22 protein-coding genes are annotated in these 23,840 nt (G+C 57.2%); 5 read left to right on the forward strand and 17 right to left on the reverse strand.

Features of this window, described 5'->3' with window-relative positions; translation table 11 throughout:
- Positions 1 to 11 precede the first annotated feature (11 nt).
- Positions 12 to 347 (reverse strand): preprotein translocase subunit YajC, encoded by a 336-nt coding sequence (yajC, locus tag ACP90_RS15090; RefSeq protein WP_022998714.1) that lies wholly within the window; start codon positions 345 to 347, stop codon positions 12 to 14.
- Positions 348 to 590: 243 nt separating this feature from the next.
- Here yajC and ACP90_RS15095 point away from each other — a divergent pair, with 243 nt between their 5' ends.
- A complete protein-coding gene (locus ACP90_RS15095) occupies positions 591 to 1,463 on the forward strand; it encodes an ATP-binding protein (protein WP_022998715.1) in 873 nt (290 codons plus the stop codon).
- Positions 1,464 to 1,582: 119 nt separating this feature from the next.
- Here ACP90_RS15095 and ACP90_RS15100 read toward each other — a convergent pair whose 3' ends face one another.
- The 11 genes from ACP90_RS15100 to nagZ form a co-directional block, all read right to left on the reverse strand.
- Positions 1,583 to 2,566, reverse strand: a complete 984-nt coding sequence (locus tag ACP90_RS15100; RefSeq protein ID WP_208993328.1) for a peptidoglycan DD-metalloendopeptidase family protein — start codon at positions 2,564 to 2,566, stop codon at positions 1,583 to 1,585.
- 673 nt (positions 2,567 to 3,239) lie between these two features.
- Positions 3,240 to 3,932 carry a protein-L-isoaspartate(D-aspartate) O-methyltransferase gene (locus ACP90_RS15105; protein ID WP_286145683.1) on the reverse strand — a complete coding sequence of 231 codons (693 nt, stop codon included), beginning with the start codon at positions 3,930 to 3,932 and terminating at the stop codon, positions 3,240 to 3,242.
- Between the two features lie 20 nt (positions 3,933 to 3,952).
- Positions 3,953 to 4,711, reverse strand: coding sequence for a 5'/3'-nucleotidase SurE (gene surE / locus ACP90_RS15110; RefSeq protein WP_022998718.1), 759 nt, complete (start codon positions 4,709 to 4,711; stop codon positions 3,953 to 3,955).
- Positions 4,712 to 4,900: 189 nt separating this feature from the next.
- The gene (gene serS, locus ACP90_RS15115; RefSeq protein WP_062491665.1) at positions 4,901 to 6,181 is read right to left on the reverse strand and encodes a serine--tRNA ligase; all 1,281 of its coding nucleotides are present in this window, start codon (positions 6,179 to 6,181) and stop codon (positions 4,901 to 4,903) included.
- Between the two features lie 71 nt (positions 6,182 to 6,252).
- Positions 6,253 to 7,053 (reverse strand): twin-arginine translocase subunit TatC, encoded by an 801-nt coding sequence (gene tatC / locus ACP90_RS15120; protein ID WP_022998720.1) that lies wholly within the window; start codon positions 7,051 to 7,053, stop codon positions 6,253 to 6,255.
- Entirely contained in the window at positions 7,050 to 7,478 is a 429-nt protein-coding gene (tatB, locus tag ACP90_RS15125) for a Sec-independent protein translocase protein TatB (RefSeq protein ID WP_022998721.1), read from the reverse strand. Before tatB ends, tatC begins: the two co-directional genes overlap by 4 nt.
- Positions 7,479 to 7,519: 41 nt before the next feature.
- A complete protein-coding gene (locus ACP90_RS15130) occupies positions 7,520 to 7,744 on the reverse strand; it encodes a twin-arginine translocase TatA/TatE family subunit (RefSeq protein ID WP_022998722.1) in 225 nt (74 codons plus the stop codon).
- 126 nt (positions 7,745 to 7,870) lie between these two features.
- Entirely contained in the window at positions 7,871 to 9,010 is a 1,140-nt protein-coding gene (locus ACP90_RS15135) for an ABC transporter ATP-binding protein (protein WP_055654167.1), read from the reverse strand.
- Positions 9,010 to 9,717: an SMC-Scp complex subunit ScpB gene (gene scpB, locus ACP90_RS15140; RefSeq protein WP_062488806.1), complete on the reverse strand. Its 708-nt coding sequence runs from the start codon at positions 9,715 to 9,717 to the stop codon at positions 9,010 to 9,012. Before scpB ends, ACP90_RS15135 begins: the two co-directional genes overlap by 1 nt.
- Positions 9,707 to 10,546, reverse strand: coding sequence for a ScpA family protein (locus tag ACP90_RS15145; protein WP_062491667.1), 840 nt, complete (start codon positions 10,544 to 10,546; stop codon positions 9,707 to 9,709). The genes scpB and ACP90_RS15145 overlap by 11 nt, the downstream gene beginning before the upstream one ends.
- An 11-nt stretch (positions 10,547 to 10,557) precedes the next feature.
- A complete protein-coding gene (gene nagZ / locus ACP90_RS15150; protein WP_062488807.1) occupies positions 10,558 to 11,577 on the reverse strand; it encodes a beta-N-acetylhexosaminidase in 1,020 nt (339 codons plus the stop codon).
- A 117-nt stretch (positions 11,578 to 11,694) separates the two neighbouring features.
- On the opposite strand from nagZ, the gene ACP90_RS15155 reads away from it, so the two are divergent.
- Positions 11,695 to 12,708: an alpha/beta hydrolase-fold protein gene (locus tag ACP90_RS15155; protein WP_062488808.1), complete on the forward strand. Its 1,014-nt coding sequence runs from the start codon at positions 11,695 to 11,697 to the stop codon at positions 12,706 to 12,708.
- Positions 12,709 to 12,726: 18 nt separating this feature from the next.
- Here ACP90_RS15155 and ACP90_RS15160 read toward each other — a convergent pair whose 3' ends face one another.
- Positions 12,727 to 13,650, reverse strand: coding sequence for a DMT family transporter (locus ACP90_RS15160; RefSeq protein WP_062488809.1), 924 nt, complete (start codon positions 13,648 to 13,650; stop codon positions 12,727 to 12,729).
- 132 nt (positions 13,651 to 13,782) lie between these two features.
- On the opposite strand from ACP90_RS15160, the gene ACP90_RS15165 reads away from it, so the two are divergent.
- The gene (locus tag ACP90_RS15165; protein ID WP_062488810.1) at positions 13,783 to 14,700 is read left to right on the forward strand and encodes a LysR family transcriptional regulator; all 918 of its coding nucleotides are present in this window, start codon (positions 13,783 to 13,785) and stop codon (positions 14,698 to 14,700) included.
- Positions 14,701 to 14,755: 55 nt separating this feature from the next.
- Here the strand turns inward: ACP90_RS15165 and ACP90_RS15170 are convergent, their stop codons facing one another.
- The 3 genes from ACP90_RS15170 to ACP90_RS15180 form a co-directional block, all read right to left on the reverse strand.
- A complete protein-coding gene (locus ACP90_RS15170; protein ID WP_158514182.1) occupies positions 14,756 to 17,152 on the reverse strand; it encodes an SPOR domain-containing protein in 2,397 nt (798 codons plus the stop codon).
- Positions 17,153 to 17,360: 208 nt separating this feature from the next.
- Complete coding sequence (gene argS, locus ACP90_RS15175; protein ID WP_062488812.1) at positions 17,361 to 19,130, reverse strand: arginine--tRNA ligase; 1,770 nt, start codon at positions 19,128 to 19,130, stop codon at positions 17,361 to 17,363.
- 97 nt (positions 19,131 to 19,227) lie between these two features.
- Complete coding sequence (locus tag ACP90_RS15180) at positions 19,228 to 20,445, reverse strand: deoxyguanosinetriphosphate triphosphohydrolase (RefSeq protein ID WP_062491668.1); 1,218 nt, start codon at positions 20,443 to 20,445, stop codon at positions 19,228 to 19,230.
- A gap of 154 nt (positions 20,446 to 20,599) precedes the next feature.
- Here ACP90_RS15180 and erpA point away from each other — a divergent pair, with 154 nt between their 5' ends.
- Both erpA and xth read left to right on the forward strand, forming a co-directional pair.
- Positions 20,600 to 20,941: an iron-sulfur cluster insertion protein ErpA gene (gene erpA / locus ACP90_RS15185; protein WP_022998733.1), complete on the forward strand. Its 342-nt coding sequence runs from the start codon at positions 20,600 to 20,602 to the stop codon at positions 20,939 to 20,941.
- Positions 20,942 to 21,008: 67 nt separating this feature from the next.
- Positions 21,009 to 21,791: an exodeoxyribonuclease III gene (gene xth / locus ACP90_RS15190; RefSeq protein WP_062488813.1), complete on the forward strand. Its 783-nt coding sequence runs from the start codon at positions 21,009 to 21,011 to the stop codon at positions 21,789 to 21,791.
- 653 nt (positions 21,792 to 22,444) lie between these two features.
- Here xth and ACP90_RS15195 read toward each other — a convergent pair.
- Positions 22,445 to 23,302 (reverse strand): tetratricopeptide repeat protein, encoded by an 858-nt coding sequence (locus ACP90_RS15195; RefSeq protein ID WP_201030490.1) that lies wholly within the window; start codon positions 23,300 to 23,302, stop codon positions 22,445 to 22,447.
- Positions 23,303 to 23,840 lie beyond the last annotated feature (538 nt).

The raw sequence follows: 23,840 nt of genomic DNA on the forward strand, positions 1-23,840 counted from the left end.
CGGGGATCGCGTTACGCGTTTTCCTTGGCCGGTTCGGTTTTGGAGCGCACTTCCTGCACCATGGAACGTACGAGACGAACCTTGACGCCCTCGGAAAGTTCGACCTGCACTTCACCGTCGTCTACGACTTTGGAAACCTTGCCGATCAGGCCACCGGTGGTCACGATGGTGTCACCACGGCGAAGGTTGGCAACCATATCCTGATGCTTCTTCATGCGCTGACGCTGCGGGCGGATGATCAGGAAATACATGATTGCGAAGATCGCCACGAAAGGCAGGATCTGGATCAAGAAACCGGAAGCGCCTGCCGGACCGGCTGCCTGCGCGTAGGCTGGTGTGATAAACATTCACTTCTCCTAAGTGGCGTTTTTGGTGACCACCGACCCCTCTGTCGGGTCTTCGGCAAAAACGCTCTCATTCTGGTGGCGCGGACTATAACTGCGGCGCGCCTCATTTCAAGCTTTGCAAGCAGTTTCCAGCGTACCGGTATGGGAATAACTGACGTTTTCGTGTTTCTCGCACCGTGTTAATCCTGCCATCACTTAATTCAGGGCCTGACATGGGCCTTTTTGACAGGGCTTGCAAGAAGAATGAACGCTGAAAACGACCTCACCGCATTAAATGCAAAACTCGATTCCCTGATCGACCTTATCGCACGTGCGGTGCCGGCCCGTCCCGGCCGCCCGGATTTTTCGGTTGCTGACGCTTTCGTCTGGGCGCCTGATCCAGGTGAACTGCTACCGGTTCAAAAGGTCAATCGCGTCGATATCACGTTGCTTTGTGCGGTTTCCCATGTGCGTGATCTTCTTCTCGACAATACGCGCCGGTTTGCGAAGGGATTACCTGCAAACAACGCATTGCTGTGGGGCGCCAGAGGCATGGGCAAATCCTCACTGGTCAAGGCTGCCCATGCAGCGATCGCCGTCGAAAACGCTTCCGCCGGCTTGAAACTCATTGAAATTCATCGAGAAGACATCGAGTCGCTGCCCAAACTCATGAACCTCATCCGGGACGTTTCCTGCAGGTTCATCGTTTTTTGCGACGACCTGAGTTTCGACAATGACGACACCTCGTACAAGTCGCTCAAAGCCGTTCTTGAGGGCGGGATCGAAGGTCGGCCTGACAACGTCATTTTCTATGCCACTTCGAACCGCCGTCACCTTCTGCCAAGGGACATGATCGAGAACGAACGCTCGACAGCAATAAACCCCGCAGAAGCTGTTGAAGAAAAGGTTTCGCTGTCGGACCGGTTCGGGCTTTGGCTCGGGTTTCACAAGTGCAGCCAGGACGACTACCTGGATATGGTGCGCGGGTATGCCGCACACTTTGACCTGAAGATCGAAGCCGACGAATTGCGGGCAAAAGCGCTGGAATGGGCGACGACGCGCGGCAGCCGGTCGGGCCGTGTCGCCTTTCAGTTCATTCAGGATCTGGCCGGCAGGCTCGGCAAGACGATTTCCTGAAATGACAAAGCCCGGCGCAAGGGCCGGGCTGATTGACAAGGTTCACGGTTTTTGGCCACGGACTGCCTTTTCTCATCCGGCGGATCGCAAGGTCCCACCGGATACGAGAATTGTCAGCGTCAGCGTCGCGGCAGGTATTTCAGCGGATCGACGGGCTTGTTGCCCTGGCGCAGTTCGAAATGGAGCTGCGGCTGGTTGACTGACCCAGTCGCCCCGGCAAGCGCAACCACATCACCGCGGCGGATCGTATCGCCCCGTTTGACCTTCAACTCGCTGTTGTGTGCATAGGCAGAGACCCAGCCGTCATTGTGACGAACGAGGATCAGGTTACCGTAGCCCTTCAGTTCGTTGCCTGAATAGATCACGGAACCGTCGTCAGCAGCATGAACAGGTGTTCCTTCAGGAACAGCAAGATTCACACCCTCGTTCTTGCCACCACCCGGCTTTGCGCCGAAGTCGGAGATGATACGGCCACGAACAGGCCACCGGAACTTGGCATCCGCGCTGTCGTCTTCCTGAACCTTGGCAACGACAGTTGGCGTCTTGATCGGTTCTGTGGGCCGGGCTTCCTGCGTCAGAGCGGGCTGTGGCAGCTTGGTTTTCTCTACCGTTCCCGACGGTGCCGCAGCAACGGGCTGCGAAGCGGCGGACGAAGCCTCAGGCTGACGGCGCGGTGTAGGCACACTCGAGGAAGACGATCCGGACGAAATGGAAGCTGTCGTCAGAGTTTGATCGGATCCACCGGGCTTGCGCCTCGGCAAGGTGCTGACGCGGACAACGTCGACCTTGCCCTGGCTGATATCAGCAAATGTCGGCTGCTGACCGTTCTTCTGATCAGGCCTCGGCATCGTCCCGACAGACGTCGGCACGGACCCAGTGACAACATTATCGCTTCGTCCAGCTGTCGGCAGTTTGACCTTGCCGCTTTCGCCTTCAGTCGTGCTCGTTGAACCGTTTCGTTCAGCGTAAACGTAAGTCGGGATGATGACGCTTTGACCCGGCTGTACCTTTGCCGGGTCGTCGATGCCATTGACAGCAACAATAGCCTGGATCGGAACACCATACCGGCGTGCCATCGAATGGATGGAATCACCCTGACGCATTTGCACCCGGGTTCCGCCGGCAGATGTCCACCCTTTCCAGCTCCTCACATTCCCGGTCGATGCCACTGCTTCAGGTGCGGGCTGTGTCGCAACTGGTGCTGCGCGGACAGGTGCAGGACGCTGAGCCGTCGTCACCGGCGCCGGCAACGGCGCAGACTGGACAGATGGTGCTCTGTTCGGGATGGACCCCGTCGTCACTGGCTGGGACGAACTCTGTGGAAGCCCTGCGGCGGTCCCTCCAGGCCCATTCACGATATCCTGGTATGTCGGCTGCTTCTGGCCGCCGTTGAGAATATCCCGCTGATTCTGTGTATTGCCCGTATAATAGGGTGGTTCACCAAATCGCTCGACCGCGCTGGAACATCCCGCGAGAGCAACAGCAACCAGCGACACTGTCGCTACCTTGCCCATCAGATCCCTGCGGAGGGTACGCTTCCGCTTCATCATCGCCTTAACTCTAACCGCTGACTGTGGCTGTTATGGTTAAGAGTAGACGGTAGTAAGGTTTATAAAGGCTAAAGACGGTTGACGCTTTCGCTGAAAAACAACGATTTCTCAGTATTGAAGCAAACCAGAAAGCCAGCAATCGCGCCGATTATAGTAAATTTGAACAGGCAAGTGGTCGAGCAAGCTCAACGAATGCATGGGCCAAGAACCGGCATGAAACACCGTTCTAGAGCTTCTTGGCGATTCCCGGCTGCAACATGACCGTCCGCACCATCATCAGCGTTTCCGCAGTCACAACACTCTCGGTTTTCTGGAACTTGATCAACGGCTGGGCCTTTTTTGCCTGACCGACCGGCGCGATCAGGATACCTCCCGGTTTCAGCTGCTGCAGCCAAGGATCTGGCACTTCTTCCACTGCCGCGTTGACGACAATCCTGTCGTAGGGGCCTTTCTGGCGAAACTCGCTCAAACCGTCGGCCTGCCGGGCTTTCACGTTCGTGAGTTTGAGCGCCTCAAAACGTCGTGTTGCCAGATCCGTCAAGGTGGCGAACCTGTCGAGCGTTTCCACCTGGGCGGCCAGATGGGACATAACGGCTGCCTGATAGCCGGAACCGGTCCCTATCTCCAGAACCACGTGACTGGAGTCGATTGCTAGCGCTTGTACCGTGAAGGCAACGATTGAAGGTGCTGAAACGATCTGCCCGCATTCGATCGGCAGCATTGCGTCTTCATAGGCAAGACTGTGATGGCGTGCGGACAGGAAAAGGCGCCGAGGGACGCGTTCAATTGCAGCCAGTACGTCCCTCGCCCCGACACCGCGCTGTCGCAGTGCCAGAACCAATGCAGCGCGGGCTTCCGCTTCATCCGGCAAAGCGGACGCCATCGTCCTGTTTTCCTTGCCGGGCAATAGACCGGCCATGAACCGTTCCCCCTCAGGGTTTACCCCAAAGCCTCCGCCAAGTGTGTCACCAGGTCGTGGGCTGTCAGATCTATGCGTAGCGGCGAAACGGAAACATATCCATCCGCAATTGCCTGCAGATCGGAATTATCAAGTACGGATTTGCCGCGATCCTGAAAACGCAGCCAGTAATAGGGATAACCACGCCCGTCCGAACGCTCGTCGATGGACAGTCCGCTTTGTTCATGGTGCCCCTGTACGGTAACCTTGATCCCCTTCACGTCCTTGGCGTCACAGGCCGGAAAGTTGACATTCAACAACGTATATTGCGGAAGTTCGAAATCGATCAGCCTGCGGAAGAGCGCCGGCGCATGGGCCTCAGCGGTCGAATAGTCCGGCTCGGCACGCACATCCCAGTTGTAAGCCTGGGAAACGGCGATCGACCTGATCCCGAGGATGGCACCTTCCATCGCTCCGGCAACAGTTCCGGAATAGGTCACGTCTTCAGCGAGGTTCTGGCCCCGGTTGATTCCCGACAGCACTAGATCCGGCAAACCGGGAAGCACCTTGCGCACGCCCATGATCACGCAATCGGTTGGCGTCCCTTTCAAGGCGTAGTGCCGGTCATCGAGCTTACGAAGGCGCAGCGGGTCGCTCAGTGTCAGGGAATGGGCAACACCACTCTGGTCGGTTTCAGGAGCGATTACCCAGACATCGTCGGAAAGTGTCCTGGCAATGTTTTCCAGAACCGTCAGCCCGGGAGACTGAATTCCGTCGTCATTGGTGATGAGGATACGCATCTCGATTTTTGCTCCGTTTTCCCGCGAGCTCTTCTGACTTCAGATCCGAAGAGCCCCAAATGAAGATGGACGGCAAACTTGCGCGGTTGCCGTCCATTGCAATCAAAATTCCGGCGGTATGCTGCGGCTGAACGCCAGCGCTCACGATCCACGCAATGCCGATCAGGCCGCCGTTTTCGCCGGTCCCGCTCAGCCGATCTTTTCCAGACCACCCATGTAAGGTCGCAGAACGTCGGGAACGGTGATGGTGCCATCGCCATTTTGATAGTTTTCCAAAACGGCAATCAGAGCCCGGCCAACTGCGATACCCGATCCGTTGAGGGTGTGCACGTGGAGCGGTTGCTTGGAGTCGGTGGGCCGGAACCTTGCATTCATGCGGCGCGCCTGAAAGTCACCGCAAACGGAACAGGACGAAATCTCGCGGTAGGTATCCTGCCCGGGCAGCCAGACCTCAATGTCGTAGGTCTTGCGTGCGCCAAAGCCCATGTCGCCGCTGCACAAGGTCATCACGCGGTAATGCAGGCCGAGTTTCTGCAGAACTTTCTCCGCGCAGCCCAACATGCGTTCCAGTTCGTTGAGCGAGTCTTCCGGCTTGGTAACGGAAACGAGTTCGCATTTCTGGAACTGATGCTGGCGCAGCATTCCACGCGTATCACGCCCGGCAGACCCGGCCTCGGACCGGAAACAATAGGTGAGCGCAGTCACACGAAGCGGCAGTTGATCTTCTGGGAGGATCTCACCTGCAACCAGATTGGTCAGCGGTATTTCGGCCGTCGGGATTAGGTAGTGATCCGTGGTGGTCTTGAAGAGATCTTCCTCGAATTTCGGCAGCTGACCGGTCCCGTAGAGCGGATCGCTATGAACCAGAAGCGGCGGCGAAACCTCGGTGTAGCCATTTTCCTGGGTGTGCAGGTCAATCATGAACTGGCCAAGTGCACGTTCCAGCCTGGCTATCTGCCCCTTGAGGATCACGAAGCGCGAACCGGACAGCTTTGCCGCAGCGGCAAAGTCCATGCCGCCGAGGTCTTCGCCCAGCTCATAGTGTTCTTTCGGAGCTTCATTGAACGTGAAGACCGGTTTTTCACCGTGCGTCTTCAGAAGCACGTTGCCGGCTTCATCCTCGCCCACAGGAACATCGTCATGCGGAAGATTGGGGATGACGGCCATGGCCGCTTCCAGATCGGCAATGAGCTTACGCTCTTCTTCTTCACCCGACTGAATGAAAGCCTTGATCTGTGCGACTTCGTCAATCAGCTCCTGCGCACGCGCGTCATCGCCCGAACCCTTGGCCTTGCCGATTTCCTTGGAGGCGGCGTTGCGCCGTTCCTGGGCTTCCTGAAGTCTGGTGATATGGGAGCGGCGGGAATCGTCCAGTGCGATCAGCTTGGCTGCGGAAGCTTCATAACCCCGTTTAGCCAAAGCCTGGTCAAAGGCGACTGCGTTTTCCCGTATCCATCTAATATCAAACATCTTCGCTTCCCGAACGACGGTCGTTTCAATCAATTCCGTCTGTCAATCCGGGAAGCGCAGCGTTCAAAGCATCAAGCGGCCGCATCCTCGGCTTCGCGTTGAGCCTCCCTTTCGGCACGCTGGCGTTCCACCAGTTTGACGGACAGAATGGAGACTTCGTAGAGAAGCAGCGTAGGCAGCGCAAGACCGATCTGCGAGATCGGGTCGGGTGGTGTCAAAATTGCAGCAGCAGCAAAGGCACCAACAATCGCATATTTGCGTTTTTGGCGAAGCGTATCGGAGCTCACCAGGCCAGCCCTGCCGAGCAAGGTCAGCACCACCGGCAACTGGAACACCAGGCCGAAGGCGAAGATCAGGATCATGATCAGGCCCAGGTATTCACTCACCTTGGCAAGATGCTGAATGGCAACCTTACCGGTGGCCGCAGCCTGTTCCTGCGACAGGAAGAAGCCCATGGCCATGGGCATGACCAGGAAATAGACGAGACAGGCGCCGATCAGGAACAGAACAGGCGTTGCGACCAGAAACGGCAGGAACGCGCCACGCTCATGCTTGTAGAGCCCGGGCGCCACGAACATGTAGATCTGGCTGGCCACGACAGGAAAAGCCAGAAAGAGCGCGCCGAAAAGTGCGAGCTTCAACTGGGTGAAAAACCATTCCTGCGGCGCGGTGAAGATCATCTCCACCGGGTGGCCCTCTCCTGCAGCACGCAGGTAAGGCACAGTCAGGATGTTGTAGATATCCGTGGCGAAATAGAAGCAGATAACGAACATCACGAGGATCGCACCGATCGACCACATAAGTCGTTGGCGCAGTTCGATCAGATGTTCGATCAGTGGCGCCTTCGAGGCGTCGATTTCGTCCTGGCTCATGCCTTTACATCTTCCGTCACCGGCGCGGTTTTCGGCTTTGCCTCGGTTTCAGCCTGGGCTGTTTCCGTAGGAGAAACCTTGTCCGCATTTGCGCTGTCTGCCGGCGGCGACGCCGGTTCGCTGGCTGCCACTTTTGGCTTGTCGGCTTTCTTGGTCGCGTCTTCTTCGATGGATTTTTTCAAATCACCCAACGGATTGAAGTTGGCGGCCGATTCGACCTGCTTCTTCATGTCAGCGATATCGGCCTGTTGTTCGGCCTCACGCAGCGCGTCGTTGAAGGTCGACTGGAACTCACGCGAAAGCTTTCGCATCTTCCCAATCGTCTGGCCAAGTGTGCGCAGCATGCGCGGCAAATCCTTTGGCCCCACGACGATGATCGCCACACAGGCGATCACCAATAGTTCGGTCCACCCGATATCGAACATGAGATGTATCGTCCCTTAAGGAGACGCGATGCAGATTGAGATCAGCTCGCTTTGGTCTGATCTTCGGCGTTCACGGACGATGCCGTTTCGCTGCTCTTGTGGTCGATGGTCTTCGGAGAGTCGGCTACGTCGTCTTCGGCCATGCCCTTCTTGAAGCTTTTGATTCCCTTTGCAACATCACCCATGAGATCGGAAATCTTGCCACGTCCGAACAGCAGAACAACGACCACTGCGATGATCAAGATCTGCCAAATACTAATGCCCATACGCCAAACTCCTGATAATCGGCTTTAAAAGCCCTTAGGCCCTTATTACAAAAACGGCCCACTCCCTGCAACATGCCAGTCTATTTGATTTCGATCACTTAGACGGAATGATAAGTTGCCCTCCCCTTAGACTTGGGAAGGTGAACGCGGAAAAACAAGCACGTCTTTCGGATCAGTCGTGACGGCGACGTCCATTCCACGCTCCCAGGGACTGCCCGCACGAACCCTTGCCTGAAGGGGATGATTGAGCCCGTCTATTGCAATAGACAACAAATCGACCTCGCCGACGAATCGTTTCGAACGAATTCTGCCGGGAACACCGCACAATCCAGCATTGTTTAAAACAACGCCTTGTGGCCGAACGCAAACATCAACCTTCTGCCCCGGCGACAAACCCTCCGATGACAAGACGCCGACCGGCGTTTCGACACCTGCCGGGGTCACAACACCTTCCAACTGGTTCAGTTCCGAAAAGAACCTGGCGGCAAACAGGTCGACGGGCGCCTTGTAGAGGTCTGCGGCCGTGCCGTGCTGAACCAGGCGGCCCTGGCGCATCAGTGCGATCTTGTCGCCCATGCGCATGGCTTCTTCCGGATCGTGGGTCACAATGATGCAGGTGGCGCGCGTTTCGCGAATAACCGCGAGCGTTTCATCGCGCACATTGTCACGAAGACGTTTGTCGAGACCCGAGAATGGTTCGTCCATCAGGAGAATGCCGGGCCGGGGAACCAGTGCACGGGCCAGCGCAACACGCTGCTGTTCACCACCGGAAAGCGCGTGAGGATAGTCGGCTGCATAGTCCGCCAGACCGACGCGGCCGAGAGCACTCAGGGCGGCGGTCTGGGCTTCCCGTCTTGGCATGTTGGTCAGGCCGAACATTACATTCGCCAGAATGCTCATATGCGGAAAAAGCGCGTAATCCTGGAACATCAGGCCGACACCGCGCTTTTCGGGAGGCTGAAACAGTTCATCGCCGGCAATTTCCCGGCCGTTGATCAGCACCCTGCCCTTGCTCTGACGCTCAACGCCTGCGGCAATACGCATCAATGTGGTCTTGCCGCAGCCGGAATGACCAAGCAGACAAAGGATCTCGCCCGGTGCGATGGACAGGCTCAGGTCCTGAACCGATGTCACGCCATCATAATCGTGAGACACATTCTCAAAGACGAGACCTGCGGCGATTGTTGCGCCGGCTGTTCCGGGCGCACCCCAGCTCAGCGTATGGCCATTGCCATTGGTTGAAGTCGGCTTTTTGCGATCGGGCATCAGGATCCGGCGGTCTCGTCCGCGTCATCATCGTCAAACAGAGACCCGTCTTCTAGTGGATCCTCATCTTCCGTCAATGCGATATCGTCATTGGGTGTCGGCACAAGGAACGAGGCCGGTACGGCGCTGTCCAGAAGCCCAGCTCCCTTCAGCTCCTCAAGTCCCGGCAAGTCTCGGACATTCTCCAGACCGAAGTGGATCAGGAAATGATCGGTGGTTCCGTAAGTGACGGGACGACCGGGAGTTCTGCGGCGTCCTCGCATTCGTATCCATGTCGTTTCAAGCAGAACATCAAGCGTTCCCTTGGAGGTGGAAACGCCTCGAATTTCTTCAATCTCGGCGCGTGTGACCGGCTGGTGATAGGCGATGATCGCAAGCGTCTCGAGTGCTGCGCGCGACAATTTGCGCTGCTCTTCGACGTTCCGGTGCATCAGATAGGCGAGATCCTCAGCCGTTCGGAAGCACCATTTCCCCGCGACCCTGACCAGATTGACGCCTCTCGAGGCATAGGTGTTCTGCAACTGCTCGAGAAGGGCCAGCACATCCGTGCCTTCAGGCAGACGTAGTGTCAGCTCTTCAAGCGACAGCGGTTCGGACGAGGCGAACAGCAACGCTTCGACCATGCGAAGGCCGGCTGGATCCAGAGGCTTTGATGGAGCGGTTTTCCCGTCGTTTTCCAACTGCAGAAGATCGAAATCAGACGCCATGATCCGGCTCCTTCATGACAGCACGGATATAGACAGGGGAAAAAGGTTCGCCCTGCCGGATTTCGACCTGACCTTCGCGCACCATCTCGAGACTGGCGCTGAAGGTGCTTGCGACAATCGTCGCCCAATCCTTGTTGTCGTAGAGATAATCGCGCAGATAGGCATTCATTGGGGCCCATTCACCGACCCGGCCAACCAGTTTGGTGAGCAGTTCGCGCGCTTCCTGCAGCGACCACACCGTCCTGCGCAACACACGGACGGAGGTTACGGATTGCCTTTGGCGCTGCGTGGCATACGCAGACAGCAGATCGTAGATGGAAGCGTCCCAGATACTCTTGTGTTGCACCGACATGGTTTCAGGCTCACCACGATGGAACACGTCCCGCCCCTGTCTGTTCCGGGTCAGGAGTTTTTCGGAAACTTCCCGCATAGCTTCCAGGCGCCGCAAACGGAAAGCGAGAGCCGCGGCAAGTTCCTCACCTGTCGGTTCGTCCTCATTCTTCTGCTCAGGCAGCAACAGTTTGGACTTCAGGAAGGCAAGCCATGCAGCCATGACCAGATAGTCCGCGGCCAGCTCCAGCCTCATCCTGCGGGCTTCGGCCACGAATTCCAAGTATTGTTCGACGAGTTCGAGAATGGAAATACGCGCAAGATCTACCTTTTGCGTTCGCGCCAGGCCTAACAGAAGGTCGAGCGGGCCTTCGAAACCTTCCACATCGACAACAAGTTGCGGATCGGAACTCGCACGCTCCTCGGGAGTGCTGACAGAACTGAGAAGATCGTAGGAACCATCCTGCTGTCGCTTCGAGCTGTTTTCCAATTCCGCCATTGCCGCTCCGGTCAAACGCCCTGCCAGCCGGTCAAGGTGTGAAACTCATCAAAGGCCGCAAGCCTGTCAAATTCCGGATCGGGAACCTGGAAGCCGCTCAAGGCCGTCTCGCATCGCCGCCTGGCTGCACCCGAAAGCTCGGGCACCACCTTCGCGACTGCAATCATTTCATCCATATCACCATTGCAGTGCAAAACGATGTCACACCCTGCCTCGATGATCTTGCCGGACCGGTCCTCAAAACTGCCACCGAGCGCCTTCATGGAAATGTCGTCGCTCATCAGACAGCCGTCGAAGCCGATTTCACCCCTGATGATTTCCTGAATGACTTTCGCGCTCTGCGTCCCAGCTGTATTCGGATCGATCCCCTCGTACACAATATGGGCTGTCATCCCCAATGACACGTGAGAAAGGGCCTTGAAGGGCCGGAAATCCACGCTTTCCAAAGAAGAAATGGCCGCATTGACGCGCGGCAGCTCCAAATGGCTGTCGACACGTGCGCGTCCGTGGCCCGGAATATGTTTGATCACGGGCAACACGCCACCCGCCAAAGCACCTTCCGCCATCGCCTTGCCAAGTATTGCAACGACTTCCGGATCCTGTGAAAACGCCCTGTCTCCGATAGCATCGACAGTTTCAGGGAACCTGACATCCAGACAAGGCAGGCAATCGACAGATATTCCGACCTGGTAGAGATCATCTGCAATCAGCCGCCCGGCAAGCCAGGCAACTCTTTGTCCTGCTGTAGCGTCCCGGTCGTACAGATCACCATATGCCTTCGGTGCCGGATACTTTGGCCAATGAGGTGGCTTCAACCGTTGCACCCGGCCGCCTTCCTGATCCACCAGAACGGGTGCATCGCTCCGGCCTACAGCTTCCCGAAAAGCCGACGTGAGTATCCTGACCTGTTCCGGCGTTTCGATGTTGCGCGCGAACAGGATCAGTCCCCAAGGGTCTTCCTGCTGGAAAAAGTCGATTTCGGAACTTGTCAGGGTCGGTCCGGCACACCCGGATACAAAGGCTTTGGTCATTGATCCGGCTTAGCCGCAGCGCTGGGAGCCGTCAAGAAATGCAAGTGCTGCCTCTTGCACCCTTGTCACTATCTTGCAATCTAGACGCCCTTCGTCCCAGATCTGATTGGAGCCCCCATGCGCGCGCGTCTCGACATTCCTGCCGGCACCCTGCACCGTTTTTCCCATAGATCTGAAATTCTTGGACGAAACCGGCTGGGGGATACGGCAACGCGCGAGATCCACGTCTATACCCCTCATGGTCATGACGGCAGCGGCTTGCCGCTTTTGGTGGATATCGTCGGATTTACCGCCGGCGGCCCGGCTCACACGAACTGGAAGAATTTCGGTGAGAACGTACCGGAGCGGCTCGACAGGCTCATCCATGACGGTGCCATGCCACCTGTTGCAGTCGCTTTCCCCGACTGTTTCACGCGTCTTGGCGGGAACCAGTACATCGACAGCGACGCTATGGGGCCCTGGGCAACCTGGCTGACAACCGAAATGCTGGAAGATGTTGAAAATCGCTTCAAGTGCGGCGGCACCGGCAAGCGCGGTATCTTCGGAAAATCCTCAGGAGGCTACGGCGCCATCATTCATGCGATGAAACACTCAGACGTCTGGTCTGCCGCTGCCTGCCATTCCGGTGACATGGCGTTTGAACTTTGTTACCTGCCCGAAATGCCAAGCGCATTGAGGGCAATTTCAAAAGCGGGTTCAATCGAAGCCTTCGTCCGGGATTTTGAAAAGGGTCCGAAATATCCGGGCAACTCACTTCATGACTTGATGACCTTTGCCATGGCTGCAACCTACGATCCGGATCCCGATCCGGAGGTCTTTTGCGGCATCCGTCTGCCTGTCGATCCGGAAACATGCGAACTCATTGAAGAACGCTGGAATGCCTGGCTGAAGTGGGACCCAGTGCACATCGTAGGTGATCACATCGATGCTCTGAAATCCTTGAAGGGCCTTTGGATCGAATGCGGCGATGTCGATCAATACAACCTGGTCTATGGTGCGCGCCGCCTGCACAGGAAACTGAGCGAAGCCAGCGTTGACCACGTCTATCAGGAATTCAGCGACAATCACTCGTCAGTGGATTACCGGCTGGATGAGAGCCTGCCGTTTCTGGCAGAAAAGCTCAGTCATTGACCTTTGGCGCCAGGCATCTCAGGAAGCCTGGCGGAACTTTCTGAAAGGGTTCGGCAGGGTCAGAATAGCACCGCCCGCCACAATCAGAACGGCCCCAAAGACAGCAACGCGAGTGGGAATTTCTCCCCAGACTGCAAAACCGAAAACAGCCGACATCACCACTGTGCCGTAATACACGGGGGCAAGTGTTGCCGCCCCTGCTCTTCTGTAGGCGGAAATATTCATGGACTGGCCGACAATTGCCAGTGGACCCATCCAGGCAAAAATCAGCAGATCGCTCCAGGAAATTCCATCTTTGACGATCAGCCAAAGGACCGGCCCGCTCAACAGCACCGCGGCAAAGACATTGACATATGCCAGGATGGTGACGGTGTCCTCGCGCTGGGCAATATAGCGCATGATCAGGGCTTCACAGGCCATGAACACGGCGCCGATGAGCGCTGACATGACGCCAGCCAACGCAAGCTCGTCATAACCCGCAGCACTTTCCGCAGACCGGACCACGAGATATGCACCTGCAGCGCACAACACACCTGCGACCCAATGACGACCGGTGATCACCTCCTTGAGAATAAAACCAGCCAAGATGATGGCGATGATACCTTTTGTGAGGCCTATTGCGGTTGCGTCCGCCAAGGGCAGAACACTGGCGGCGTAGATGGAGCAGGCAAGTCCACCAACACCACAAAACGCTCGCATGAGGTGCAGTTTCCAGAGCGGGCTGACACGCGTGAACACCGGAACACGCTTGACGGCCGCAACACTCACGATCGTTGCAGCTCCCCCAATGAACCGAAGCCATACCAGCACAGCAACCGGCAACAAACCTCCAGACAGTTTACCAGCGGCAAATATCGGTGTGAAAGCGGCCATGCCGGCAAGTGCAAGCAAAAGGGCGAGCAACGTGTTATCCGGGCGGTGATAGACGGAGTTCTGTGACATTCAACGGTTCCAGGTAATTTCAAGAGAGTCTTATCACTGCTCCGGCAGCCAAATCAGTCGTGAAAACCCCATAACGGGTATGCGTATACGCATCACGTTGCTCCGCGCCTTGTATATTGGTATAACCCACCCATGAACTGGGATGATCTGAAACTGGTTGATGCCGCTGCCCGCATGCGCTCTCTCTCCGGGGCGGCAAAGGCACTGGACATCAGCCAACCGCAACTGAGCCGCCGCCTGAAGAGCTTTGAAGACCGGATAGGCGCAAGACTGTTCGACCGTACGCCGACAGGACTGAAACCGACGGATGCCGGGCTGCGCCTGATCCCACTTGCAGATGACATGCGCAAGAAGGCGGAGGCGGCTGCACGGATCCTGCCCGATCTGTCCGGATCGGCACTGAAGGTTGTTCGTGTCGCCGTAGACGAGGTCCGTGCGCGGGTTCTGACTGACCGGTTTGAACTGCTGACGGGCCTGCTCGACGGTGTCGAGCTTGAACTGATATCAAGCCACCAGCATGTCAATCACCAGTCACGCAGTATTGAGCTGCAGATCCGCAATTGCCTTCCGGAAACCGACACGTTGATTGCACGGAAAATCGGTGAATTGGCCTACGCGGTTTACGGTTCGGCCGATTACGTCGCAAAACACCCTGCCGCCAGAACACCGGACCGTTACAAACTCTGTACATGGCTTGGCTTTGCTCCAGACGACCTCTGGTATCCCTCGCAGATGCGCTGGCTGGAAACCCGGCTGGCACAGATGCCGAAACTGCGATCCAATACCATGACGACTCTCATGAACATGACCGCATCGGGAGCCGGATTGTGTCTCTTGCCGGTTTTCATGGGCGACAGTAACCGCGAGCTCGTCAGATTGACTGAGCCGCTTGCGGAACTCACGAACGTCGAACACATCATCGTTCACCGGGACTTGCGCCGGGAACCCGCCGTGCGCCAGGCCATGGATGCCATCGCCGAGGTCTTCCGTCACATGGGACCGCAGTTGCGCGGCACCTCATTGAACGAGCCAGTCGCAGCAGCAGAATAAAACGGCCGGGAATACCCGACCGTCTCACTTACGCTTTTCGATTGTGTAGTCTGTCTCAGGGCTGTCTGCGAACGAAACAGTCGCCACCGGCTGCCTGGAGGCTTTCGCACAAGCTTATTGCTTCATCGCGCGACCCGGTCGGGATCCGCGCCCTGTAGAACACACCCCTGTCTTCAACGGTCGCTGCAACGATCACCGCGTTCCGGTTACCCAATACAGCGGGGAACCGCCGTTGCAGTCCAGAGTATGCGTCGCTTGCAGCGGCTTCAGAACGTTGAGACGTTACCTGAACGATATAGGTCCCAGACGGGATGCTGCCGCCGGAGGTGCTGGCAACAGGTGCCGGTGCTGCGGGCGCAGTTGTTGCCGGGGCAGCAGGCTGTTGCGTCAGGTTAAGCGGACTATCGTTCTGCTGCGCCTGCGCCGGTGTCGAGACGACGGCTGGAGCACTTGCAACCTGGACAGGAGCATCCGGCTTCTTGCGAGGCACAACTGACGGCACCGGTGCAGCAGGTTCACTTGCAGTCGGTTCCGGCGCTACGTCAGCACCGGTTACGATTGCCGGTGTATCGGGCTGAGCCGGTTCCGGTGCAGTGGCTGACGGATCTGCAGGCGCGACATCCGCACCGGTCACGACGGGCGACGTGGAAACCACCCGCGAACCGTTTTCGCCGGAAGCCGCATCAGGCTGCGCCGGTGCCGCCGGTTCAGGCTGCGCCGGTGTCGCTACAGCAGGTTCTTCACCTTCAGGAATGATGGTTCCGTCCGGTCTCACGACCACAGTCCTCACCCGTTTCGGAGTTCCGGGAACGAGATCGGCGTCGCCGTTGGTGCCTGCAGGTGCCGGCGGCAGCTCTGCGGGTTGCGGAGATTCTGTCGGGATAAGCCTGTCTGGTCCGGCTACACCAGTGCCGTCGACCCGATCATAAATAAGCTTGCCGGCCTGATCGTTTGCCGAAGCCTGGCTCTGCTCCGGATATACCTTGAGCGGCTCCTGCAGACCGCTGATGACCGGTGGCGGACCACTGGGTACAGGAACGGCGTCGCTATCGAACAGAAAAAAGCTTGCGCCGCCCAGGACAGCAACGCCAAGCACTCCAGCTGCAACGAACAAGCCTTTCCGGGATTTTTCGCCCGCATGCGGTATCGCGTTGCGTTCGGCTGCCGAGTGAGGCGGCAGGACGCCAGCACCGGTAAGGCTTGGATCGCTTTCCTGCATTGCCCGTGCAACCGCATCAAGGTCATAGCCTTCCGGCGGTGGCGGCGTTTCGTCGTCTTCCGATTGAGGAACCGCTGCAGCTGCAGCAGGCCAAGCCATATCGTCCAGGTCCGGCTCTGTTGATGGAGTGTCCTGCGACGATGGGTCGATCGAGCCACCAACAGGCTTCCGAGACGTTGGAGCCGGGAAGTCAAGATCGGCAAAAAGGGCGTCAATGCCGGCAGGATCTCCTGCCTGTTCCGGCGCGGCTTCCACCTTTTGCGCCGCCGGTTCGGACTGAACCGGGTTCAGCGCAGCAAAGAAGTCATTCTCGTCAATCTGCGGACGTTGCCCGGTTACAGGCTGCTGGTAGTTGGAGGTTTCGAATACCTCCTCATCTCCAGCAACTGCCTCAACCGGTTCATCGTGTTGCACGCCACCAATCCGGTAGTCGTCCGAGGGACGCGGCGCATCAATTGGCTTCGAAATGCTGGACGCTGCGGTCCCAATGGCGGGAGACACGGACGGCGCGCTCGGCACCTGGGTTGCGCGGGTCAAGCTGTCAGAGGCGGCAAAATCCGTTTTTTCGCGGGAGTATGAAGATGCCGTTGGCATCACAGGAATTGAGGGAGTTTGAGGAGCAGCCTCTTCCACCTCGTCTGCATATCCCATATCGGGCGCGCTTGCCGGATGTGTCTCGTCAACGGACTGACGCAAGGCGCCGATCAACTCGTCTTCCAGTTCTGCCGTAAGATTCTGTTCGAGATCCATGGCAACGGAAGGTGCAAGATAAGACTTGTCGTTTGCGCCCTCTGGCTCAGCCTGCACTGGGGCAGCCTGTGGCGTGCGAAACTGCACGACATGATCCACCGGAGCATGTGACACGCCAACCGGGGGAGCGACTGGTTGTACAGGTTCTGCGGCCTGCTCCGGCTCGCTCGGCCAAAGCGAAGAAACGTGTGAAGAAGGCGTCACTGGGGCTGTTTGAACCGGCTCTTCCAGCTGGAAAGACTGCTCGAAGCTGGACGGCGGTGTCGCCGCGTAGAAATCATTCCTGGAGGCGCTGTATGTTCCTTCAGGTTCTTCTGCAAAGTCCGCGCCAGCAGGGGCTTCAGGCGTATTCGACACCGGACGTAGATTTGAAAACGAAGGTTCGATGCGCGACGGCGCCGGGGTGGATTGTGCAGGCCCATCGCCTGCCACATCGTCCAGCCCCGCAAAATAATCTGTACTACCAACGCGGCCGCTGCTCACATTTGCCCCCGATTGCTTGTTCTTGTGGACAATCCGGGCCAATTCAACCAGCGGATCCTCCGCGGCCGGCCGTTCGCCGCCCGCCTCGTTTTGCGAGGCGCGCAAATCTGATCGCTTTGTTTCGTAGTCTTGTGACATGAGCTTTACGAAAACCGGTCCACTTCAAGTCGCTGGCGAGCCATTTAGTCGTTCCCAGCGGCCATTAAAACTAGCGCATTTCTTCAGGAGCATTCACGCCGAGAATCGTTAGACCTGAAGCGAGCACCAAAGATACTGCACGAACCAAAGCAAGACGCGCTAGGGTTAATTTCAAGTTACCGGCCTGAATAAAACGTAAATGAGGCAATTCGTAGCCTTTATTCCAGTGGCCATGCAAAGAACTAGCGAGTTCATGTAGATAAAACGCAATTCTGTGCGGCTCATGTGTTTCTGCAGCTGCTTCGACCACTTTCGGCCATTCCGCCATCTTGGCGATAAGCTCCTGCTCGCCGATATCATCCAGCAAGGTGAAATCGGCCCCTGCAAGATCATCAACCGCATAGCCGGCTTCCTTGAGTTCATCGGCCGCCTGCCGCAACACCGAACAGCAACGCGCATGGCCGTATTGAACATAGAAGACCGGATTGTCTTTCGATTGTTCCGTAACCTTTTTGAAGTCAAAGTCCAGCGGTGCATCATTCTTGCGGAACAGCATCATGAAGCGAACCGGGTCCGGCCCGACTTCATCCACGACATCGCGCAGTGTGATGAAATCGCCGGAGCGTTTGGACATCTTGACCGGTTCGCCGTCACGCATCAGCTTCACAAGCTGGCAGAACCGGACAATAACTTCCGTCTTGCCGTCGGAGATCGCCTTCCCGACTGCCTGAAGGCGTTTGGCGTAACCGCCGTGATCGGCACCAAGCACGTAGATCGTTTCGGAAAAACCCCGTTCGAACTTGTCCTGGAAATAGGCGACGTCGGCAGCGAAATACGTGTAGGAACCATCGGACTTCTTGAGCGCCCGGTCGGTATCGTCACCAAAGTCGCTTGCGCGAAACAGTGTTTGCTCGCGGTCTTCCCAGTCATCAGGAACCTGACCCTTGGGTGGCGGAAGCGTGCCTTCGTAAATCAGACCCTTGTTCCGGAGAGTTTCGAGCATGTGATCGATCTTCGAACCGTTGCCCGAGCCGCGATCATGCAAGGTTCTTTCGGAATAGAACACCTCGTGTTCCACACCGAGCGCTGCCAGGTCCTGCCGGATCAACTCGAGCATGGCGGCAATCGCGCGTTCCTTTACCAGCGGCAGCCAGTCGCTTTCTTCCTTGCTTACCAGCGACGGACCGAACTCCGCTTTCAGTTTTTCACCGACTGGCTTCAGGTAGTCTCCCGGATAAAGGCCAGCCGGAATGGCGCCGATGTCCTCGCCAAGTGCCTCGCGGTAGCGCAGGAAGGCGCTACGAGCCAGCGTATCGATCTGCGAGCCTGCATCGTTGATGTAATATTCCTTGACCACGTCATTGCCGGCAAATGCCAGAATGTTCGCCAAGGCATCACCCACGACCGCTCCACGGATATGACCGACGTGCATCGGACCAGTCGGGTTCGCGGAAACATATTCGACGTTGACCTTCGGAGCAGGAGAACGTTCCTGGGCTCCGAAGCGGATACCCTGATCCAATACGCTGCCCAGAACCTTGTGCCAGACCCCCTGGGCGACACGCAGATTGATGAAACCAGGGCCGGCAATCGTCGTCTCGGTAATTTCCGGGTCAGCGTTGAGCTTGGCAACGAGCTGCTCGGCAAGATCGCGCGGCTTCATGCCGAGTGGTTTTGCAAGTACCATTGCAGCATTGGTGGCAAGGTCGCCATGTGCCGGATCACGCGGTGCTTCCACGACGACTCGCGAAAGATCTGGCGCCTCTCCATTTGCATCTTTTAAATCAAGGTCTTGGAGAGCGTCTTTGACGCGCAGCGTGAAGTCCGCGAAGATATTCATAGAACACCGGTCTGGTTTTGGTTTTCAAACACAAAGCCCCCGCGCGCTGCGAAGGAAAAGCCTTCGGCGCCACGGGGCTGTAAAGTTGCCTCTGCGCCTACCCCAAATCAGGAGTGTCGTCAAACAGTCTGCGGTGCTCTTCGATGGCGTATCGGTCGGTCATTCCGGCGATATAGTCGCAAACCAGTCGCGCGATTTCCGTTTCACCCAGGTTGCCAAGGCCACTGTTCCATGGTTTCGGCATGAGGTCCGGTTCCGCAAGGAACCTTGTGAACAGGTCCCGCACAACCCGGGCAACCAGCTTTCGAACTGCAAGAACATCTTCATGCCGATAGACCCGGGCGAACAGGAACCGTTTCACTTCCTTTTCCGCAGCGGTCATGTCCGCAGAGAAACCGACGAGACAACGCCCCGCCATGCGAATCTCCTGGACGCTTTTCGGAGCAACGTCATTCAGATTGCGCACCGCTTCGCGAATGACATCCTCGACCATGCGCGTGATCGATCGCCTGACGATCTCGTGGATACGTCGGCTCTCTTCGAGACCCGGATATTTGCCATCGACCTCGGCAAGAATGTCGGCAAGGAACGGCACATCGCGCATGTCTTCGATCGCAAACAGCCCTGCCCTCAATCCGTCATCGAGATCATGCGCGTCATAAGCAATATCATCGGCAATGGCAGCGGCCTGTGCCTCCGCACCAGGCCAGGTATGCAACAGGAGGTCCTGTTTCCTGGCATAGTCGCGGATCGCAAACGGCAACTGGCTGTCCTTGAACTTTCCGAGCGGCGCACCGCTGGCATCAATCAGGGGGCCGTTGTGCTTGACCAACCCTTCCAGAGTTTCCCAGGCGAGGTTCAGACCGTCGAACTCGGCATAGCGCTGCTCCAGATGGGTCACGACCCTCAGTGATTGCGCGTTGTGGTCGAAACCGCCGAAGGGTGCCATGCACTCATGCATGACGTCTTCGCCTTCATGCCCAAACGGCGTGTGACCGAGATCATGTGACAAGGCCAGGCATTCCGCCAGATCTTCATCAAGCCGCAAAGCGCGTGCCAGCGAGCGCGCGATTTGCGATACCTCGATGGTGTGGGTCAACCGTGTGCGAAAATGGTCACCTTCGTGATAGACGAAAACCTGCGTCTTGTGCTTGAGCCTGCGGAACGCGGAGGAATGAATAATCCTGTCCCGATCCCGCTGGAAGGGTGTCCGCGTCGGGCTTTCAGGCTCGGGGAAGAGTCTTCCCCGGCTTTCCAGAGGGTTTTCCGCGTAGATTGCGCGGGATTGTCCCCCAAATCCGATATCCGCTTTCATCAGTTTCCAGCCATCCTTCACAGAACCGGTCCGCGTTTGCTGTTGCTCGGGCCGCGGGCAACACATTGACGCGGGCGGCCTCAAAACATACTTATCTGAACAAATCAGGTTTAACGTTCCCGCACATTGCCGGAACTAAGCGAGTCGGTGAAAGATGACCGAAACACTTGAAATTGGCGTAACAGTCAGCGACCGCGCTGCCAAGCGCATTGCTTCGATTTTGTCCAAGGAGCCGGGTGGCAGCATGCTGCGTGTCAGCGTTGAAGGCGGCGGCTGTTCCGGACTGCAGTACAAATATGACGTGGTCGACAGCCGCGAAGACGACGACCTGGTGATCGAAAAGCCGGGGGCAACGGTTCTGATCGATTCCATTTCCCTTCAATACATGAGCGGATCGGAAATCGATTTCGTCGATGATCTGATTGGCCAGTCATTTCAGATCAACAACCCGAATGCGGTCGCCGGATGTGGCTGCGGCACCAGTTTCACGATCTGACACTGGTGCGATACCGCTTTGACGCCGGTTGCCCCGGCAGTTTCGAACAATTGAGGCAACCGCGCTCATGAAAATCGCGACCTGGAACATAAACGGCGTCAAGGCACGTATCGACACGGTCCTTGAGTGGCTCAAGGAAGCGTCTCCGGATGTCGCCTGCCTTCAGGAAATCAAGTCCGTCGACGAGAACTTTCCCCGTCAGCCGTTTGAAGACCTCGGTTACGCCGTCGAAACACACGGCCAAAAGGGTTTCAACGGTGTGGCGCTTCTGTCCAAGACGCCGCTGACTGATATTCAGCGCGGCTTGCCCGGAAACGATGCGGACGAACAGGCCCGTTATATTGAAGGCACTCTGTCGACGGATAGCGGCCAGATTCGAATCGGCTGCCTCTATCTTCCCAATGGCAATCCGCTGGGAACAGAAAAATTTCCGTACAAGCTCGAGTGGATGGACCGCTTGATTGCGCACGCTCAAAAGCGGCTTTCAGAAGAAACGCCATTCCTGCTGCTGGGGGACTACAATGTCATCCCCGATCCCGTAGATGCCAAGAACCCGCAGAACTGGCTGGAAGACGCTCTCTTTCAACCTGAGAGCCGGCAACGCTTCCGTGCCCTCACCCACCTCGGCTTGACCGAAGCAGTCCGGTCCTGCAGCGAAGCGCCGGAAACATTCACGTTCTGGGACTATCAGGCAGGTGCCTGGCAAAAGAACAATGGCATTCGGATCGATCATATCCTGATGTCTCCGCAGGCCACAGACCGGTTCTCAGGCTGCGGTATCGACAAGCATGTGCGCGGCTGGGAAAAGCCGTCGGATCATGTGCCCGTCTGGGTGAAGCTGGCTGCTTGAGACTGAAACTGCCTCCAAAAATCTGTCTCCATCGCTGATGGAGGCGTGAAGCGCGGTGCGTGCCCGGAAACCGGGCTTGCAGTCGACTGACGTCATGGTAAGCTTTTCTCATCATGGGATGACGCTCAGCCGACCAACATCCGCGACGGCGACATGCGGAACAGACATACCGGTAACGATTTCGATTGCCGGTCGGTCGGTCTTTACTGTCACCGTATGGTTGTTTTCCGGACTGATTTTCGGTCTGATTCTTGGGTCAGGCAGCGCGGCTTGGGCGCAAGACGTCACGTGTACCTGCCGATACCAGGGCGAGAAATACGGCGTAGGTGAATCTATCTGCCTGAAGAGCCCATCCGGGCTGCGAATGGCGACATGTGAAATGGTGCTGAACAACACGTCCTGGCAGATCAGCAACGCGCCTTGCCCACTGACCCAAATTCAAAGCCCTGCGATCGATAAATTCACGACCAGGCGTCCCACAACACCAACTTATTCGTCAGGTTGAAGATCACTCGCCAGATAACGCAGATTTTCTGAAACCCTGGCACGCTCCTGCTTCGAACCGGAGCAGAGTTAGCACGGCAGTGCGAGAGCCATTGAAGACGGACGATCACACCCACATGGTGTTCAGATCGGTCTCTATGAGCTTGAGGTTATTGTGCGGGCAACTGCTGTGCGGTGAGCACGTCCGGGCGGTTTTGCTTCAACCATCCGTCAGCCATTGATCTGGCCATCTGCCTGACAGGCTCGGGCGAAACCGCGAAATACTGCTCGTGCATGGAATGAATCCAACTGGTATCCGTCCCCTTGGCCTGTTCCCGGGCAACGGTCATCCACATCAGGCCGCGAGCTTTTTTCTTGTCCGACGTACCGAGTGCATAGAGCGTTTCACCAAGGCGTGCCTGGGCACCCACATGTCCCTTGAGCGCGGCAAGATTGTACCAACGAACGGCCATGCGGCTGTTGTTTTCCTGGTACATGCGGCCAAGTTCATACTGGGCATCGGCATCGCCGAAATAGGAGGCGGCATGCGTGAAGATCTGACGGGCACGTGATTCATTCTTGGGCACTGCGCCGTCGATGCCGTTCAGATAGTAGGAACCGAGCGCAACGAAGGCGCTTGAGACAAAGGGAGCATCCGGTGCATCGGGGCGATCTTCCCCGTGCTCACGAACGATCTGACTGTAATATTCGAACGCCTTGAGGTCGTCTTCCTTGACGCCGTCGCCGGAGGCATACATTTCGCCCAGCTTCCAGGCGGCCATGGGCTGACCGTTTTCGGCGGCATACTGCAGCGACCCAAGCGCAGCGGCCTTGTCGCCGGAATAATATTGGCGGGCACCGGCCCGCAGTGCTTCAGACGGGGAAAGATCGTTCGGACCGATCGCCCGTGCAGGCGCCGGCTGACCGTCAAAGGCGGCCACGGGCCCTGTCAGGCCGATCAGGATCAACGCACCGAGCACGGTTCCGGCTCTTCCCATGCGTTGAAGCTTTGTGCTGTTCTTAGGCATCCCAGTCACACTATTATCCGTCGGCAACGAAACAGATCCCCGACGGACTTTCTTGTTTTTTGTCCGCGCCAAGCGCATTTGCTGTCTCTTTGGTCCCAAAAGCATATGCCTGCGGGACCCACTGTTTCGGAGTGGCCTAAATTGGCCGATCATTTCGTCTTAAGTTGGGCCATACGACGCCGAAATAAGACCATTTCCTGACACTTTTGTCCGGACTGTGAACCACTTCAGGAGTTGATCCCGATCTGGTCGTCCCAGACATTAGCGTAACGGGTGACGGGCAAACATGGCCGAACAGGGGCAACGGCGGCAAACCGGGGCCCTGCAAATGACTCTGTCAGTAACTGTTGCGGAATTGGCACATATTGTGACCGCCCCTCTCCCATTCAAGACCCTTATTTCAACACAGGCGGGTTGATGATGTGTTTCCAGATCGGTTTTTTGGCCCCGGGCTGTTGAAAACGGGGGCTTTTGGCCAATTACCTTTGCCGTTCTATCTTTGTCCTTCAAACTGAGACATGATTCGGTGTAGGTAACA

Origin of the sequence: Labrenzia sp. CP4, from assembly GCF_001579905.1 — a bacterium.
GTDB lineage: Bacteria > Pseudomonadota > Alphaproteobacteria > Rhizobiales > Stappiaceae > Roseibium > Roseibium algicola.

Coding starts and splice junctions, on each gene's coding strand:
- yajC (WP_022998714.1), bottom strand. CDS start 347: ATGTTTATCACACCAGCCTACGCGCAGGCAGCCGGTCCGGCAGGCGCT.
- ACP90_RS15095 (WP_022998715.1), top strand. CDS start 591: ATGAACGCTGAAAACGACCTCACCGCATTAAATGCAAAACTCGATTCC.
- ACP90_RS15100 (WP_208993328.1), bottom strand. CDS start 2,566: ATGCGTCAGGGTGATTCCATCCATTCGATGGCACGCCGGTATGGTGTT.
- ACP90_RS15105 (WP_286145683.1), bottom strand. CDS start 3,932: ATGGCCGGTCTATTGCCCGGCAAGGAAAACAGGACGATGGCGTCCGCT.
- surE (WP_022998718.1), bottom strand. CDS start 4,711: ATGCGTATCCTCATCACCAATGACGACGGAATTCAGTCTCCCGGGCTG.
- serS (WP_062491665.1), bottom strand. CDS start 6,181: ATGTTTGATATTAGATGGATACGGGAAAACGCAGTCGCCTTTGACCAG.
- tatC (WP_022998720.1), bottom strand. CDS start 7,053: ATGAGCCAGGACGAAATCGACGCCTCGAAGGCGCCACTGATCGAACAT.
- tatB (WP_022998721.1), bottom strand. CDS start 7,478: ATGTTCGATATCGGGTGGACCGAACTATTGGTGATCGCCTGTGTGGCG.
- ACP90_RS15130 (WP_022998722.1), bottom strand. CDS start 7,744: ATGGGCATTAGTATTTGGCAGATCTTGATCATCGCAGTGGTCGTTGTT.
- ACP90_RS15135 (WP_055654167.1), bottom strand. CDS start 9,010: ATGCCCGATCGCAAAAAGCCGACTTCAACCAATGGCAATGGCCATACG.
- scpB (WP_062488806.1), bottom strand. CDS start 9,717: ATGGCGTCTGATTTCGATCTTCTGCAGTTGGAAAACGACGGGAAAACC.
- ACP90_RS15145 (WP_062491667.1), bottom strand. CDS start 10,546: ATGGCGGAATTGGAAAACAGCTCGAAGCGACAGCAGGATGGTTCCTAC.
- nagZ (WP_062488807.1), bottom strand. CDS start 11,577: ATGACCAAAGCCTTTGTATCCGGGTGTGCCGGACCGACCCTGACAAGT.
- ACP90_RS15155 (WP_062488808.1), top strand. CDS start 11,695: ATGCGCGCGCGTCTCGACATTCCTGCCGGCACCCTGCACCGTTTTTCC.
- ACP90_RS15160 (WP_062488809.1), bottom strand. CDS start 13,650: ATGTCACAGAACTCCGTCTATCACCGCCCGGATAACACGTTGCTCGCC.
- ACP90_RS15165 (WP_062488810.1), top strand. CDS start 13,783: ATGAACTGGGATGATCTGAAACTGGTTGATGCCGCTGCCCGCATGCGC.
- argS (WP_062488812.1), bottom strand. CDS start 19,130: ATGAATATCTTCGCGGACTTCACGCTGCGCGTCAAAGACGCTCTCCAA.
- ACP90_RS15180 (WP_062491668.1), bottom strand. CDS start 20,445: ATGAAAGCGGATATCGGATTTGGGGGACAATCCCGCGCAATCTACGCG.
- erpA (WP_022998733.1), top strand. CDS start 20,600: ATGACCGAAACACTTGAAATTGGCGTAACAGTCAGCGACCGCGCTGCC.
- xth (WP_062488813.1), top strand. CDS start 21,009: ATGAAAATCGCGACCTGGAACATAAACGGCGTCAAGGCACGTATCGAC.
- ACP90_RS15195 (WP_201030490.1), bottom strand. CDS start 23,302: ATGCCTAAGAACAGCACAAAGCTTCAACGCATGGGAAGAGCCGGAACC.